This window comes from Frischella japonica (assembly GCF_014489845.1).
GTDB classification, from domain to species: Bacteria; Pseudomonadota; Gammaproteobacteria; order Enterobacterales; family Orbaceae; genus Frischella; species Frischella japonica.
Genome location: NZ_JABURY010000010.1, coordinates 66,196 through 82,399, shown reverse-complemented (window position 1 = coordinate 82,399; position 16,204 = coordinate 66,196). Strand labels below are relative to the sequence as shown.

Sequence of the window (16,204 nt, the reverse complement as noted above, 5' to 3'; positions counted from 1 at the left end):
CTCTTTTAATTAAAATGGTTTATGATCCAATGTAAACGCTGTTTAACGTTTTGATAGTATTCATCATCATAAAACGATTTAATAGATATTTTAATTTGCTCAGATGATGGCAACACTTTGCCATCTATAATAGCCGTTATCTCGGTACGGAGAATGTCCAGCTCACCTAATGGATATAATTTGCCATTAATATCATTTTGGATAATATCCGCAGGGCCAGAAGGACAGTCAGAACTAATACAATATATACCATATGACATTGCTTCTAATAGTGTCATTGGTAAACCTTCAAATTTTGATGTCATTAAAAAGGAAGAAATATATCTGATATTATTTTTTATATATCGCCATGGATTACTTTGCCACCCATGCCATCTCACTCTATCTTTTATACCTAACTGTGCTACATAATTTTGACATAATTCATTATCGGAACCATTACCAATAATATGTAATATCCAATCACCTTTAATTTGAGCAAGGCTTTCAAACATATCTTTTAAACGTTTTTGCCCCTCAAATTTTAATCGACCAACATAAACAAAGATCTTAGGCATGGTAGGCTCTGGTCTGGGTATTATTTCTGACTGATTAGTTACGGGATTAAAAATAGTGAATATTTTATCATTAGCTATGCCTCGTTTATTTAACTGTTGTTGAATACCTCGACTAATTGCAAAATGATAATCGGCATAAGTGACACATTCTGGATGCTTTTTATGTTCTAAGGAATAATGAACCCAAGAAACTAATGGGATAGATAATTGCGTTTTTTTTATCGCTTTAGCTGCCAATTCACAGGTTGTAATATCAAATGAGATAATCACATCAGGTTGATAATTCTTGATAAATTTTGATAATGAATTGACATATTGCATTTTTCGGATAAAAGAAATATTCAATTTTGCATATTCAAAAAAGGTTTTTTTATTTATTAACCATGTTTTATCAAATTTGTTATTACGACATAAAAAATAGAGCATATATTGATGCTGCTCTTGTGTATCATTTTCAATAAATTGCGTTAATTTTTTTATAACCGTCTCCGTACCACCAAATCCGGAAAGGGCTTCACCAACAAATAGTATTTTCATGACATGCCATATAAATTTTAAATTTATGGAATTATACTTAAATAAATAGTATTAGTATATTTTTAGTAAAATAAACCATGATCTAACCATTTATTAGCTAATTGAAAATATAAAAATATCGAAATAACTAAATAAAAGCAAACAGTTTGAAAATTCATGTTTTGTTAACAATACTTTAACTCAATAGCCCTATAATTTAACGATTTGTTACTTAAATATGATCCCTTTTAAATAGGATTCACTATTACCTCTATTAATCATCAAAATATTATTCTATTTTACAAATAAAGTTAGCATTATTATATTAAATTGATATTAATACATGCATTTGACAATACAAAGCCAATTTAATGATATTAGAGATCATCAAAATAGCGGCGATTGGAAATCGCACTCCTTTAAAACTTAAAAAAAGAAAATTTTAGCAACTGATATCACAGATATTAACTGATCAAGATTAGTTATATTGAGTTCATTACGGATTTTATTATAGGGTGATATTTTAAATCTAATAAGCTAGATTCTAATTAATTGTTGTTGTTTGATATAGAAAAATTGAAATAAAACTTTTTGAAAATTAAGAAATCTATTATAATCGCATCCGCTATTTTATCTTAATCGCTAAATATACCTAAATCTGAATTTATAACAATTTTACAAAATGATCAATTGAAAGGTTATCATTTCTTATGCACAGTATACCAAAGAAGATTCACTATGTGTGGCTTGGTGATTCACCAAAAAATGATTTTATTTTAAAATGTATTGATAGCTGGAAAAAATATTTCCCAGATTTTGAAATAAAGGAATGGAATAATGATTCTTTTTCATTTATAAAAAATGATTATGCTCTGGAAGCTTTCAATAATAGGAAATGGGCTTTTGCATCTGATTATATAAGACTTTATGCATTGTATCATGAAGGTGGTATTTATTTAGATACAGATGTTGAAGTAACTAATACATTTGAAAATTTTATGCACTTAGATTTTTTTACCAGTCATGAAATTCATAAAAAATCTTGTTTCCCAATAGCATCAGCTGTTATAGGAGCTCAAAAGGGAAATAAAATAATTGGAGATTTATTACATTTATATAGTGGATTAAAATTCAAAAATAATAATGAATTTGATTTAATGCCTATTACAATTAGAATCACCAATTATTTTGAAAAAGCTTTTAATTTTATGCCACCGTATAATCCCAACGGCCAAGTTCAGTTAATGAATAATGCTATTATTTTCCCTTCTTATTATTTTTGTATGCCCGAAATTAATAAAAATAATTATGCTATACACCATTTCATGGGGTCATGGTTACCTGATTATGCAAGAAGGGATAAATTAACCTTTTTCAAAAAAATAATTCTAACTAGATTCTCAAAAAGAAGAGATTCTGATGACTATGGATTGAAAAAAAATGAAAAATTATTATTTAAATTTAAAATATCCTCACGAAAAGAATTCGCTTTAATTTTAAAACACTAGTTTTACTTAACTAAATAATATAATTACTTCATTTTTGTATGAGTTATCAGAGTATAGAATACACAGTTCTTTTATTTGAATTTTTCACGCTTCATTGAAATTACTAATATCGTTGAACAAAAAGAACAATATTTTTAATTTTAAACATAATGATTATGTTGTTATATCTCTAACAAAAGAATTTTAACTACTAATGTTGCGATTAGATTTAACGAAAAACTTATTTTTATTTTTTATACAATAGAGCTCTCCAATTTTTAATAAATAGACTTCGAAGTTAATGATTTAAATTAGGATTTATATACTTGTATCTTCTGTTTTGGTTTTATAAAAATACGCCATAAAAAGCGCTTAAATCGTTTTCTTTTTTCATAATTCTTAAACAGATTATTTCGATAAGTTTTTCTCTTTTCAACTAATAGCTTTCGGTCATCTTCGATAGATGAATTCAATTTATCTTTATCATTCGAACTCACTAAATGTGGTACAGTGGCATAGATTTTTGTACCTGTACACATTTTGAAAATCTTAAATATGTCAGCTTCATAACGTATCGGATAAAGAAACTTTACCATCGATTTTGCTGCTTCTAATGTAAGAATATAACCCGTAGCTGTTATTGCATTTTCAACTAGATAGACATCAAAGCTTCCTATTTTGATTTTTTTATTAACAATATATTTAAAGTCATCAATCAGAAGAAAAATACCTTCTTTAGTGTTAAATTTTTCAAAATCAGCAATAAAACTTGGTAACTGTGAACTTAAAACCGCATCATCTTCCAAAATCATAGCATAGGGGAGATTATTTTTGATAATATCTTCATAGATTTTAATATGACTTAAGGCACAACCAATTTCACCTTTGGTTAAATAACAATTAGGATAATCCAGCACATTTGACTTTAAATATTCTTCTGATAATTCAGCACCATATATCCCATCAAAAATATCCACATTTAAATTTAATTTTTTACATTCATTAATAATATAATTTTTCTTCTCAGTTTGTGAAGCGAGATTTATAGCATAAATTTTCAACTCTATACTCCTAAAGTTAATTTTTTTATAAATTTTTATTTACCAATCCCATATTCCCGCAATTTATTTGCAACTGCAGTATGAGATATTCCTAGGCGTTTTGATAGTTTTCTCGAACTCGGGTAAGTTTGATAAAGTTGTTGTAGTATTTGTTTTTCAAACTGCTTAGTCATTTCGTCTAACGTTTTGCCTTCAATATTGTTATCTGTCAACTGTAGGATACTTTCCATTTTTTTTGGCAGGAGAATGTCTTTCTCGGTCAGTTGAGCACTATTAAGTTGTGCTAAAGCAGAGTATAGAATATTTTTTAATTCTCTGACATTGCCAGGCCAAGAATAACTTAATAATGCCTGCTCGGCTGATTGACTTAATATGGGTGGCAAAATTCCATGTTTATTAGCAAATTCATTGATAAAATAAACAGCTAACGCGATGATATCATCTTGACGATCTTTCAAATCAGGTAAAGAAAGTGGTAATACATTTAAACGATAATAAAGGTCTTCCCGAAATTTGCCTTGTTTTACCAGAGAATAAAGATCAACTTTGGTAGCGCAAATAATTCTTACATTGACTCTAACTTCATTATCATCACCAACCCGTCTAAAAGAACCATCGTTGATAAAACGAATCAATTTAGTTTGCATTCGGTACGACATTTCATCAATGCCATCCAATAAGACTGATCCGCCATTGGCTTGCTCAAAAAAACCTTTTTTACCATCAACTGCGCCTGGATAAGCGCCTGGAGCATGACCATAAAGCTCACTCTCAACGACCTCATCTGGCATGGCTGCACAATTTAACCCTAGAAAAATCTGATCCCCACGTTGGCTGTATTGATGGCAAGTTAGAGCCAAGAGATCTTTTCCACTTCCGGTCGAACCCGAAATAAGCAACGGTTCAGACTGACGGGAGAAGGCCTTAGCCTGTTTGATTAACTTCTGCATTGTTAGGCTACTTGCGGTGAACACATCAAAGGCTTGTTGATGGACTCTATTTTCGATTATCAAACTATTTTTTAGATAATTCACGGGTTGAATGATCAAAATTAAACGTTCGATGTTATCGATTATTTGTAACAAATAATACTGTTGATTAATAATAATTTTAATATTATTTAAGTCTGAAACAGGTAAACGCTCATCAAGCTTAAAAAGCTGGTGAAGGTTAACTTTAAAATTGTGCTTTGCCGTATCTTTTAATAAAAATTCCGGCAATGAAAATAGGGTTTGCGCAACTTGATTGAGTTCAATCAATAATCCATTAGATGCTACTGCCAAAAAAGCCACCGGTGAATAGATATTTTGATGCATTATTTATTACCTAATTGATTGAGCGATTGTTGCCATAATTCATTGAGTTGGGTTAAAGATTGGTGGCGTATCTTCCATTCATGGCTATTAACTAATGTATGATAATCAACTTTTGTATGACTCAATAATGATTTAGGTTTTTCACTCGTTATATTATCTAGATCCGCTAATATCGACAATGTACCTTCTCGATTGTTACATGCTAGTAAAATATCACACCCAGCAGCTAATGCAGCTTGCGCTCGTTCTGCATAATTACCGAGAAAAGCTGCACCCTCCATTGAAAGATCGTCCGAAAATATAATTCCTTTGAAGGCTAATTGATCTTTTAATACCGTTTTTAACCAAAACGGTGAGCCACTTGCAGGCTTATTATCAATAGCAGAATAAATTACATGTGCTGGCATAATAGCATCCAGTTTATTTGCTTTAATAAGATCAGCAAAAATCTGCATATCGTTGTAAACCTCTGTTTGATTACGGTTGTCAACTGGCGTTTCTTTATGGGAGTCGGCAATAACCGCCCCATGCCCTGGAAAGTGTTTACCGACTGTTTTCATACCAGCATTATGCATACCATCTATCATTGCTGATGCGATCTTTTCAGCAATAACCCGATCCGAGTGAAATGAGCGTGAACCGATAGCTAGACAGTCATGGCCTAAATCCAAAACCGGAGCAAAACTTAAATCAATATCAAACGCCATTAGCTCCATGGCTAATAACCAGCCAGCATCGAAAGCAAGTTTTATTGCTGATTTTAAATCACATAATTTGCCATAAGCTTGAGCGGGTGGTAATAAAGTAAAACCATGTTTAAAACGCTGTACCCTTCCACCTTCATGATCAACCGTAATTAATAGTCGTTCAGCAGTACATGCTCGTATTTCGCGAATTAATTCAGTAAGCTGTTGAGGATTTTCAAAATTGCGACCAAACAGAATGACACCTGCAACACTGTTATTTTGCAGCAATCTTCTATCATCATCACAGAGCGCTAAGCCCTGTACATCAATCATTAATGGTCCCATTTATCTCTCACTTTTTGACGCAGGTTTAGCTTTTAGTTGCTCGGTCGATGATTGCCAGATTTTTTTGCCGGTCTCGACAGAGACTAATTCCATAACAACATCAACAGGAGTATCCGGTAAGTTAGATTGCTCGTTAACTGTAGTAAATAACAGATAATCAGCCTTAACATTTTTTGCTAACGTCAGCATTTTACTACGTGAAACGGATGAATCATTATAAGGAATACCTAAGACCGATTTAGATTGATTTATTATTAATCTATCGATAATGTTAAAAACCGGTTTTTGCGATATTAATTTGACAATAATTTTATTCATTTCAGTTGATGATACATATTGGCTACTATAATTTTTCGCGTCACTAATTAATAGCTGATTATTTTCATCTATTTTGACCGTTCTTAGTAAATTTTTTACTAATGGTTGAATAACTGGTTGCCAGTTTGTTTGAATAAGTTTTGGTGGTTGTTCTAATAATTTTGGCGCTTGCGCTGTTACCGGTGATTCATCAATAGTGATAATCGGCGCTGCTTGTGATTGTTTATTGGTTTTTGTCAACGTTTGACATCCGCTTAACATTAAAAATACTGCAAAAATAATAGTACTTCGAAAATATTTCATGATTTACCATCCTGCTCTGAATTTATTCGACCAACTTACCTAAATTTTTACCACCCAGTAGATGCATATGTAAATGAAATACTTCTTGACCTGCATCTTTATTGCAATTCATTATCAGACGATAACCAGAATCATCAATCCCCTCTTGTTTAGCAATTTTAGCCGCGACAGTAAATAGGTGACCTAATATTTTTTCATCATGCTCACTAATATCATTGACAGTTGGGATAATTTTATTGGGTATGATCAAAATATGTACAGGTGCTTGGGGTGAAATATCTCGAAAAGCAGTTACAAAATCATCTTGATAGACAATATCAGATGGAATTTCACGGCGAATAATTCTGCTAAAAATTGTTTCTTGAACCATAGGTTTACCTTTTTGTTTTCAGTTATTATCAATAATCATTTTACATATCAATATTATTATGATGTTGATAAATTGCGATTAAGCTGTTATTTATTAACATCTAAAAATTTGTTATCAAAGGTTCATCAATTCAGCACATATTAACATATTGTTACACCAAATAAATGGCTAAAATTATTAGTTGTTGCCTCAGCGAGCATCTCCAACGAAGTTCCTTTTAATATAGACAAATATTCAGCAACTTGCCGCACATTAGCCGGCTGATTTTCTTTGCCTCTAAAAGGGACTGGGGCTAAATAGGGTGAATCAGTTTCGATTAATAGACGATCTAAAGGCACAAATTTTGCCACCTCACGTAACTCAGCAGCATTATTAAAAGTAATAATTCCTGAAAAAGAAATATAAAAACCTAAATCAAGTAATTGTCGAGCAGTATCCTGATCTTCAGTAAAACAGTGTAATACCCCTGAATAAGCATTTTCTGATTTAATCAGATCTAAGGTATCTTTTCTCGCTTGACGTGTGTGGACAATAATCGGTTTTTTGAGTTCTTTTCCTAAATGGATATGCTCTGCGAACGCAGCTTTTTGTTGTTTTACATTATCTTGTTGATAATAGTAATCTAATCCTGTCTCTCCAAGTGCAATAACGTGCTTATTAGTCGCTAACTGTCGAAATAATGTCAAGTCAAAAGGCTCATCCCCTAGATTCAGTGGATGAACACCGCAAGAGAGTGATATTTTATCAAAATATTGATCTAATAATTGGTACATCGATTGAAAACCAGACAGTGTGGTGGCGACACTTAAGATATGTTTTACATCTCGTTTATACGCCTCATCTAGCACTACATCAATAGTTTTTTGCTGATAATCTAAACTATCGAGATGGCAATGGGAATCAATTAAAAACATGGTTTCTTTCTCTTAAATTGGTATTTTTTATAAAAATACACGTTTGATTGGTAAAAAAGTATAGCAGTTATAATCTTTTTAAATACAAAAGCTGAAGTCTAGCATTTTACTTACTATGTTGCTTAAAATCACGGATCGGTTTAATCGTCGCCCAAGAGCGGCAGGCTGGGCATAACCAGTAAATTGAATTAACGGTAAAACCACACTTTTCGCAACTATAATTGGGAATAGATTTAATCTGCTCACCAACCATATTACGTAATAATAATAAACTTTCTTTAGCTTTGCCTTCTTCTGCTTCTGCCAAATGATAATCCATTAAGCGACAAAATCCTTTCAGATTAGGGTGTTTAACTAATTCACGATATATATAATACTGTGCTGCATCGCGGCCAGATTGCTCTTCTATCAAGTCAGCCAACATTAATTCCGCCATACTACCTGAATCAACTTCGACGCAACGTTTTAAAAATTCTTTGAATTCTTCTTGTGAATTGAGATATTGATAACAAGTTCTCAAAAAAGGCAATGCTTCACTAATAAATGCTTTATCTTGGTCTAGAATTTGAGTGAAATGATGAATAGCACTAATATAATTTTCTTGAGCCATATAGATTCGCCCAAACATTAATGAAGTTCTGGCACAATTAGGATCAGCTAATATTGATTTTTGTAAATAAAATAATGATTTATTAAAATCTTCACTCGCAATAGTTAATACGGCTAATTCACAATAAAATTGAGCGATATAACAGCTATATTTTTTTTCACCTAATTTAACTAACTTTGCCGCAGCTGAAATTGCTTTATTCCACTCACTAGTAGATTGATAAATAATAATTAATTGCTGTAACGCATATTGTTGAAAATCTTCTTCATCAATTAATTGAGTGAATATACTTTCAGCACGATCGTAAAAACCCGCCGTCATATAATCACGCCCCAATTGTTGCATGGCCAACAAGCGTTGCTCAAAAGATAACGATGAGCTTTCCATCAAAGTTTGGTGAATTCGAATCGCGCGATCAACTTCACCACGCGTTCGAAATAAATTCCCTAATGTTAAATGGGCTTCTAAAGTGCCGGAATCATCCTTTAACATATCTAAGAACAGATCAACCGCTTTATCGCGTTGGTTAGATAAAAGAAAATTTAAACCATCAACATATTCACGCGATAAGCGGTTTGAATCATTTTGATATTTTTGCTTTGCACTACGCCTCCCCATATACCATCCATAAGCAGCAGCAACAGGCAATAACAAAAATAATAATTCAAACATAATACGCTTCTATTTACGCTCTGTTAAAGTAGAGACTTGCTCTTTTTGACGAGTTACGATTTCTTCATCGTATTTTTTCTGCAATTTTTTTAGTTTACGCATTGTCGAAGACAATTTAAGTTTTTCTTTAAAATAAAAATAACCACTAAAGAGCCAACCTAACATAAATCCTATACCAAACAACATTGCCAATAGCGAAGACAATCTAAACTGGGATTGTGCAACCAAATAGTTAAATACAACATTTTGGTCATTATTAGCGCCAAAAGTTATCGCGACCACAAAAATCACAATCAATACAAAAAATAGTAATATAAATTTCATTAATGTTTCCTTCAACTATTCATATTAATAAATCAAACAGAATATATTAAAATTATATACTTATTTAAAATCATTTTATAGTTTGACTTTTAGAGTATTAAATTTAACATTATAATGTTCATTGTTTATTTTTAAACACGTATCGCTCAATTCCGAATGAATAAGTAAATAAAGCTATTAGCCATCCAATGAAGGTACTACATATCACATCAATCGGATGATGCATCCCTAATGTAAAACGACTGACTTGTACTAATATTGCCCAAGCTATAATAAGGCCGATAATTAAATAAAATCGCCTAAAACTTAATAAAAAGAAAGCGATAAACGCCCATGTTACCGCAAATAACGTATGTCCTGATGGAAAACTATAACCCGTTTCTTTCTGCCAATGTTGATATAACCAGTTCGGAACTTCTGAAGAGGATTGTAAATAAACTTGTAATAATGCTTGCCGTTCCATACGAGGTAAAGAATAAAAATACTTATCATTAATCTGATATTTATCAGCCATCCATAATACATATGGTCTTGGTTCGGCCATTAAATTTTTAATGCCAGATTTAATTATCTGACCTGCTACAATAGCAACAGCTAAAATCAATATTAATTTAATTAACAAGTTTTTTGATCTGATTTTTAGACATAACACCATTATCAATGAAAAAAAAATGCATGTAATAATGCTCCATGGGGAGCCAGCTGTTTCGGTTAGCCAATAAAAATAATAAGAATAATTATTTAACAATTCTGGCTGCCAACGCCAATTTATGGTTAAAAATATTAAAGGTGTAATTAAAAGAATTATTAGAATCAATAAGCTTTTACGAAAGTTTACAAACATAGATATTTTCATTGACTATAAAGAATTATGACATAATAACATAGTTATTAAACATCATACTATTATTTAGCGAAATGACTGTACAACAAATACATTCTTTGTAGCTAATTTTAACTTTATTTACACAAAATCAGCACAAAAAACTCACATCAATCAATATCAACATTGAATTAGATTTAAGATATAATAAGTCTTTTTTAAATGTTAAAAAACCTGGAGTTTTCAATGCAATTAAAACGTGTTGCTCAAGCAAAGCTACCTACCCCTTGGGGAACCTTTATCATCATCGGTTTTGAGGAACTGACCACCGGCAAGGATCATGTTGCAATGGTATTTGGTGATATCAATGAGCAACAACCTATTCTAACTAGAATTCACTCTGAATGTCTTACGGGTGATGCATTATTCAGCCTGCGTTGTGACTGTGGTTTTCAGCTTGAAGCAGCTTTAAAACAAATTGCTAAAGCAGGTAAAGGGATTTTGCTATATCATCGTCAGGAAGGTCGTAATATAGGCCTGCTTAATAAAATCAGAGCCTATGCATTACAAGATCAAGGTCTGGATACCGTTGAAGCAAATGAGCAATTGGGTTTTGCTGCTGATGAGCGCGATTTTACAATATGTGCCGATATGTTAAAACTTCTTGGCGTCAATAAAATCCAATTACTCACCAATAATCCAGAAAAAGTCAAAGTCCTACAGCAAGCAGGTATCACCATTACCGAACGAATTCCATTAGAAGTTGGCGAAAACCCGAATAATGAACATTATTTAGCAACCAAAGCACATAAAATGGGCCATATACTTCATTTACATCATAAATAAAAACATAATAAATTCGGAATAATTTTTCAAGTTACTGAATCAAATCACTTTTAGCCATAGCAGCACTTATCTAAAATAGGGCGGCTATGGTTAATATTTAAATTTGATATTAAATTAATCACCTTTCATTTGACTCGCGAAGAAAATAGTCTTAAGGTTTCTTTTTACGCTATAATAATATATCGGTGTAATATAATTATATTAAATATGCCACAATTTAGATTAGTAAATCTTTTAATATTATCTAAACTATAATATTGGAAATCACCAATACAACTGTTGGAATACAATTAAGAATTAATGCTATGATTAATAATGAAAATCTTTCTAGTCATACCCCAATGATGCGTTTGTATTAATCAATTGAATTTTAATTAGATTTTTTTAATTTAAATGATTTGTTATACTTTTTGTTACACTTTTGAAAAGCCTTATAACTTAAAAATAATTTATAATTCTGCTACATTTAAATCAGAAAATGTCTTAGTAAAGACTGAATACCATTCTTTTTGAATACCTATAACAAATAAATTTTTAGCTCGAGTCAAAGCTACATAACCAATACGACCTAGTTCTTTTTTTGTGCCATTAATCATTTCCTTTAAATGTTCTTTTTCTGTTGAAATATATAAGACAGCATCAAGACTTTCACCTTTTACTTGATGAACTGTATCAACTCGTATTGTTCTTTTAAACATAGTGGAATTATTGATCAAGGGTTCATTTGGTAAATTTTTTGAAGATATAACATTACCAATTGCGCTTTTTAATTGAAATCCATAATTGCTTTCAATTTCTTTTAATAAATTAGATATATTTAATTTTAAGGCTGGATACCATTGGTTTTTTGCTAATTGCTCTCCTAATGGTAAACCTTTTGAAGGATTGCGGATGAATATCCAAATCATTTGTTTTAGCTGTTTAAATTTAGGATCATGATTGACTAATTCAGCAAAATTATTAGGTAATGAAGAAAGTAATCCAGATATGCATTGAACAACTATATCAAAAGCTTCTTTATATTTTTTATGCTTATCTCTTTTTATTGTTGCTAAAGCTAATAGTTTAGTTTTACCTTGCCCAAGTTCTCTCGTTCCTAACAATTTATCGATGCCAGATCTATTTCTACATAAAACAGCAGAATTATCAATATTTAATCCAATTTCCTCTACTTTTGAAATAAAGATATTTACTAGATTCCCTATATTGTCTTTATCATATAAAACATAATATATACCATAATTAGCAGAATCTTCTTGTCTATTAGCTTTATCTTTTCTATTAGAAACCAAATTAGCCACTGAAACAATTTTAGGAACAGAACGATAATTAATTGATAAAGGATAATTTTTTATTGATTTTTCTTCAAACGATTTAAGAAAATCCCCATTTGCACCTGAAAATTCGAATATTGCTTGATTAGGATCACCTATTAATATTAATTTGCACCTAGCTTTATGTAATAATTTTAAAATTAAACCGTGTAATACATCAATATCTTGTGCTTCATCTACTATTATAATTGGAAAACGTCTGATAATTGCTGATAACAGATTTTCATTTTGGCTAAGTGTTTTTAATACCCAATACTTTCCTAGTTCATGGGTATATGCACCAATTTTACCTAATTTTTTAGTTATCCCAAAACCATTGGTTATAGGATATTCTTTTTTATTTTCTTTATAATAAAACTCAATATCATTACCTTTTAATTTAATAGTTACATTATTTATATTTTCGTTTTTCACAGGTAGTATTTTATTTAATGGCGTTGTATACCAATATTGGAAACCCTTGTTTTTTAGAAAAGATTCTTTACCAGAAATCAAAAAAGGCGTAGATTTACAGCCCATTATACGAAAAGAATGGGGGCGTAAAATATTTGTAGTAATAAAACTATCTATAGTTTCTATACAAACCCTATTCTTAAACCTATCGGTATTTTTTGAAGTTAAACTAAAATATCTATTCCTAAATGTCTTTATAGCTGTATTAGTAAATGAAAGTAAAGTAACATATCCTCTATCATCAGCCATATCTGAGCGCAACTTTATTAATTTTTGTATTGCAGTTTCTGTTTTTCCACTACCAGCACATGCGATAATTAGCATAGAACTAAGATCAGAATTCACTATTTGATGTTGCTGCTCTGATAATTTCATTACGATTTATTCCTTAACTACAAACATGAGATAATGCATCTTCTATATATTGAGGAACTATAAATTTTTTTGAATCATCTATATCATTTAAAATATCTGATAAAGATTGAGCAAAACGACCTTTTTGTACATTTTCACCAGTTTTACGCTCAAACATACCACAAAATAAGATTTTTGCTTTTTCTTCATTTTCTGTTGTTGAGTTTAACTTTTCTTTTAAATTATTTGATATCACAGGATGTATCTCTTTTAAAGCCTCCAACATTAAAATTCGATTTTCTTCATATAAGGCGAGATCATATTCAAATGTCTTCACTCCATGAAAAATCTTAATTTGATCACTTTCTTTACTTTTTAATAATTTGGTATTATCTGAAAGAATAATCTTTTCCCCAAGTTTTGGATATATAGATTGCTTTGTTCCATCAGCATTGATTTCATTCGATTTAGGATCAGCATCTGTAATAATACTCACAGGTATAGATAGACCTTCATTGCTAAATAACGGCATAAAACAATCGAAATTCAATCCGTCTACACTTATCAAACTGATAGCATGCTCCCGAATGTTATATTTATTTTTAGTGAATCGAGTAAGAGCATGCAATAATACTAACTCAGCCATACCTTCGACTAAAATAACTTTTCTAGCAAAAAATAATTCTGATCTAGTTATATCTAAATAACGTTCAAGTTTTTTCAAGTTTTTTTGATGTTTTGCAGGAGAATTATCAAATATTATATTTCTTGGTGAAAAAACTTTTAACTGAGAGTCTTTTTCTATCATACATGTTAATGAATTTAATTTAGCTAAGCTCGCAAAATTTGATGAATGACTCGTAACAAATAGCTGAATTTTATCTTCATCATTTTTTTGAATATTCTTAAGGTACTCAAGTAAAATAACTTGTAACTGTGGATGTAAATGTGCTTCTGGCTCTTCAATTATTAAACCACGATAAAGTACACTGGGATCATTTATCATTTCACTAAGAACAACGGCCATATAAATTAAATTATTATATCCTAATCCATTGTAATCTATATCAAAACCATTACTCATCAATGATAAACGAGACGTAAGTTGATCAAAGCTTGTTCCACTTACTTCTAATTGCAATGTCTGAGATAATTGTTCTCCTAACATTTTATTGTGACGTTGTGAAATTGTATTTTCAGTATTTTTAATAGGGGAACGTCGTTTTAATAACTTTTCAAATCTTTTAATTAATGTTTCAATACTTTCCTTGCCTTGATTGTCCTGTTTTCCATTCAATCGCATTAATCGAGCAAGTTGGCTATTGCGATTAGGTTTTAACCCTTGAGATGCATCCCTTAAAGGTTTCAAATAAACAGATTTAAGGCTCTCCAGCATATCAACTGTTACAGGTGTATCTTCAAGTTCTCCACACCAACGTTTAACTCTCATTCTTCCAGTTTCATCAATAACACTATAACGTATATTTATATGCGCATTAAACTTACCATCCGCAATCGGTACTAAGGCAGGAAGAAATTCAGCTTCATCTAGATAATCCAATTCGCTAAATATGAAATTAAATTCAATACTATCACCATTTGGTTGCATATCAATTCGATGAATGTCATCACTAAATAATCTAGGATAAGGATCTTCATGACAAGCTAAAAGAGATCTAAGTGCATCTACAACAGCTGTTTTACCAATATTATTTGGTCCTAAAATAATATTTAATCCCGGGACAAAATTAAACTCAGCTTGTTTAATTTTACGAAAATTTTTTATTATTAATTTTGATAAATACATTAATTTTAAACCTTAAAATGAGAATAAATAACCTGAGCATAATCTTCTTTAAATTTCATTTCTTTTACTTGTTTTTGATACCAATCTTCAGAGAAATTAATTATTGATTTATACTTATGATTAATCTCTTTATTATCTTGAAGAAAGCAAGGTTGTAATATAATATCATTCCACCATTCATTTTCTGGGCAATTTCGGCGAGGTTTTCTTCGTTTAAATTTGTAATAATATTGAATACCACTACTCTTAAAAGAATAATTTGTCTTAAGCAAGAGAATAATCATTATCCCCCATAACTTAATGCCTTTATAATTCCATATTCCCGTAGCATCAGCCGCTTCGACTATGTGAATAAATTCTTTTTGAGATAAACAGTTTGCTGTTCCACCTTTCATTTTATGACATAATTCATAAGCACGAAGCAAATTTTCTTTACTAAAAAACTCACTACGTAATAACTTCCCATTTTCAACATCTAATAGAGTTTTACTTAAAAATGCATTTCGATTTGATGAACTATGTAATGGACAAGTAGGATAATTATCATCATTTTTATAATGACGGAATCTCTCTGTTACATTAGGGCTACCGACGCCATGGGAAATCAATGGTTCTTTACATGAAATACATATAGCAAGATTTTTTACTCCTAATTGCCTATTTTTTGCCTCATATTGAGAAGGAGTAACTAACTCACCACCATAAATTCTATAATACGCTTTAGCTAATAAACTCATAACAATACCACTAATTTTTTAAGTATTTGAGCGAATGATAAATTAATAACTTTATAAAAAGATATTTAATAAATATGTTCTTATAATACATAATTCTGCATATAATTTTAATATTACTTATAACAATTATTTTTTTACCTTTTTTCAATAAGGCGTCTTAAATATATTCCGTTTAACATAAATAAATCATTTTCTAAATAGTAAAATCAGTTATTGGATATCCGTATAAAGCAATTTTTTCAGTTTTAATCTTCTTTCTTTACACCATCACCTATATTCAATCATTACCAGACTAAACTCTAATAATAAACTTTAATTTGCTTATAACTTAATCACCTCATTTTCAATACAGCCTATAAAGTGATACAATC

At 30.5% G+C, this 16,204-nt stretch carries 15 protein-coding genes; 2 read left to right on the top strand and 13 right to left on the bottom strand.

Annotation, left to right across the window (positions count from 1 at the left end):
* Positions 1-5 precede the first annotated feature (5 nt).
* Positions 6-1,094, bottom strand: a complete 1,089-nt coding sequence (gene waaB, locus FcAc13_RS04415) for a lipopolysaccharide 1,6-galactosyltransferase (protein ID WP_187754996.1) — start codon at positions 1,092-1,094, stop codon at positions 6-8.
* A gap of 689 nt (positions 1,095-1,783) precedes the next feature.
* Here waaB and FcAc13_RS04410 point away from each other — a divergent pair.
* The gene (locus FcAc13_RS04410; RefSeq protein WP_246415088.1) at positions 1,784-2,581 is read left to right on the top strand and encodes a glycosyltransferase family 32 protein; all 798 of its coding nucleotides are present in this window, start codon (positions 1,784-1,786) and stop codon (positions 2,579-2,581) included.
* 290 nt (positions 2,582-2,871) lie between these two features.
* Here the strand turns inward: FcAc13_RS04410 and FcAc13_RS04405 are convergent, their stop codons facing one another.
* From FcAc13_RS04405 to FcAc13_RS04365, 9 genes are all read right to left on the bottom strand, one after another.
* Positions 2,872-3,621 (bottom strand): glycosyltransferase family 25 protein, encoded by a 750-nt coding sequence (locus FcAc13_RS04405; protein WP_187754994.1) that lies wholly within the window; start codon positions 3,619-3,621, stop codon positions 2,872-2,874.
* Between the two features lie 35 nt (positions 3,622-3,656).
* Positions 3,657-4,937 carry a sigma 54-interacting transcriptional regulator gene (locus FcAc13_RS04400; RefSeq protein ID WP_187754993.1) on the bottom strand — a complete coding sequence of 427 codons (1,281 nt, stop codon included), beginning with the start codon at positions 4,935-4,937 and terminating at the stop codon, positions 3,657-3,659.
* On the bottom strand, positions 4,937-5,968 hold the full coding sequence (gene nagZ / locus FcAc13_RS04395) for a beta-N-acetylhexosaminidase (RefSeq protein WP_187754992.1): 1,032 nt from the start codon (positions 5,966-5,968) through the stop codon (positions 4,937-4,939). The genes FcAc13_RS04400 and nagZ overlap by 1 nt, the downstream gene beginning before the upstream one ends.
* Positions 5,969-6,589, bottom strand: a complete 621-nt coding sequence (locus tag FcAc13_RS04390) for a hypothetical protein (protein ID WP_187754991.1) — start codon at positions 6,587-6,589, stop codon at positions 5,969-5,971.
* 22 nt (positions 6,590-6,611) lie between these two features.
* Complete coding sequence (locus tag FcAc13_RS04385) at positions 6,612-6,959, bottom strand: HIT domain-containing protein (RefSeq protein ID WP_187754990.1); 348 nt, start codon at positions 6,957-6,959, stop codon at positions 6,612-6,614.
* A gap of 140 nt (positions 6,960-7,099) precedes the next feature.
* Entirely contained in the window at positions 7,100-7,873 is a 774-nt protein-coding gene (locus tag FcAc13_RS04380) for a YchF/TatD family DNA exonuclease (protein ID WP_187754989.1), read from the bottom strand.
* 106 nt (positions 7,874-7,979) lie between these two features.
* Positions 7,980-9,155, bottom strand: a complete 1,176-nt coding sequence (gene lapB, locus FcAc13_RS04375) for a lipopolysaccharide assembly protein LapB (RefSeq protein WP_187754988.1) — start codon at positions 9,153-9,155, stop codon at positions 7,980-7,982.
* A 9-nt stretch (positions 9,156-9,164) separates the two neighbouring features.
* Positions 9,165-9,479: a LapA family protein gene (locus FcAc13_RS04370; protein ID WP_187754987.1), complete on the bottom strand. Its 315-nt coding sequence runs from the start codon at positions 9,477-9,479 to the stop codon at positions 9,165-9,167.
* Positions 9,480-9,597: 118 nt separating this feature from the next.
* A complete protein-coding gene (locus FcAc13_RS04365) occupies positions 9,598-10,101 on the bottom strand; it encodes a phosphatase PAP2 family protein (protein WP_223064527.1) in 504 nt (167 codons plus the stop codon).
* Positions 10,102-10,548: 447 nt separating this feature from the next.
* Here FcAc13_RS04365 and ribA point away from each other — a divergent pair, with 447 nt between their 5' ends.
* Positions 10,549-11,148, top strand: a complete 600-nt coding sequence (gene ribA, locus FcAc13_RS04360; protein WP_187754985.1) for a GTP cyclohydrolase II — start codon at positions 10,549-10,551, stop codon at positions 11,146-11,148.
* Between the two features lie 449 nt (positions 11,149-11,597).
* On the opposite strand, the gene FcAc13_RS04355 is transcribed toward ribA, so the two are convergent.
* Genes FcAc13_RS04355 through FcAc13_RS04345 form a run of 3 tightly spaced genes read right to left on the bottom strand, consistent with a single transcriptional unit; the run spans position 11,598 to position 15,833 of the window.
* The gene (locus FcAc13_RS04355; RefSeq protein ID WP_187754984.1) at positions 11,598-13,310 is read right to left on the bottom strand and encodes a UvrD-helicase domain-containing protein; all 1,713 of its coding nucleotides are present in this window, start codon (positions 13,308-13,310) and stop codon (positions 11,598-11,600) included.
* A 13-nt stretch (positions 13,311-13,323) separates the two neighbouring features.
* Positions 13,324-15,096: an ATP-dependent nuclease gene (locus FcAc13_RS04350; protein WP_187754983.1), complete on the bottom strand. Its 1,773-nt coding sequence runs from the start codon at positions 15,094-15,096 to the stop codon at positions 13,324-13,326.
* Between the two features lie 5 nt (positions 15,097-15,101).
* Positions 15,102-15,833 carry a hypothetical protein gene (locus FcAc13_RS04345; RefSeq protein WP_187754982.1) on the bottom strand — a complete coding sequence of 244 codons (732 nt, stop codon included), beginning with the start codon at positions 15,831-15,833 and terminating at the stop codon, positions 15,102-15,104.
* Between the last annotated feature and the right edge of the window lie 371 nt (positions 15,834-16,204).

What these genes read in the sequence shown, in the direction of transcription:
- waaB (WP_187754996.1), bottom strand. Translation starts at nt 1,094, where the DNA reads ATGAAAATACTATTTGTTGGTGAAGCCCTTTCCGGATTTGGTGGTACG.
- FcAc13_RS04410 (WP_246415088.1), top strand. Translation starts at nt 1,784, where the DNA reads ATGCACAGTATACCAAAGAAGATTCACTATGTGTGGCTTGGTGATTCA.
- FcAc13_RS04400 (WP_187754993.1), bottom strand. Translation starts at nt 4,937, where the DNA reads ATGCATCAAAATATCTATTCACCGGTGGCTTTTTTGGCAGTAGCATCT.
- nagZ (WP_187754992.1), bottom strand. Translation starts at nt 5,968, where the DNA reads ATGGGACCATTAATGATTGATGTACAGGGCTTAGCGCTCTGTGATGAT.
- FcAc13_RS04390 (WP_187754991.1), bottom strand. Translation starts at nt 6,589, where the DNA reads ATGAAATATTTTCGAAGTACTATTATTTTTGCAGTATTTTTAATGTTA.
- FcAc13_RS04385 (WP_187754990.1), bottom strand. Translation starts at nt 6,959, where the DNA reads ATGGTTCAAGAAACAATTTTTAGCAGAATTATTCGCCGTGAAATTCCA.
- FcAc13_RS04380 (WP_187754989.1), bottom strand. Translation starts at nt 7,873, where the DNA reads ATGTTTTTAATTGATTCCCATTGCCATCTCGATAGTTTAGATTATCAG.
- lapB (WP_187754988.1), bottom strand. Translation starts at nt 9,155, where the DNA reads ATGTTTGAATTATTATTTTTGTTATTGCCTGTTGCTGCTGCTTATGGA.
- FcAc13_RS04370 (WP_187754987.1), bottom strand. Translation starts at nt 9,479, where the DNA reads ATGAAATTTATATTACTATTTTTTGTATTGATTGTGATTTTTGTGGTC.
- ribA (WP_187754985.1), top strand. Translation starts at nt 10,549, where the DNA reads ATGCAATTAAAACGTGTTGCTCAAGCAAAGCTACCTACCCCTTGGGGA.
- FcAc13_RS04355 (WP_187754984.1), bottom strand. Translation starts at nt 13,310, where the DNA reads ATGAAATTATCAGAGCAGCAACATCAAATAGTGAATTCTGATCTTAGT.
- FcAc13_RS04350 (WP_187754983.1), bottom strand. Translation starts at nt 15,096, where the DNA reads ATGTATTTATCAAAATTAATAATAAAAAATTTTCGTAAAATTAAACAA.
- FcAc13_RS04345 (WP_187754982.1), bottom strand. Translation starts at nt 15,833, where the DNA reads ATGAGTTTATTAGCTAAAGCGTATTATAGAATTTATGGTGGTGAGTTA.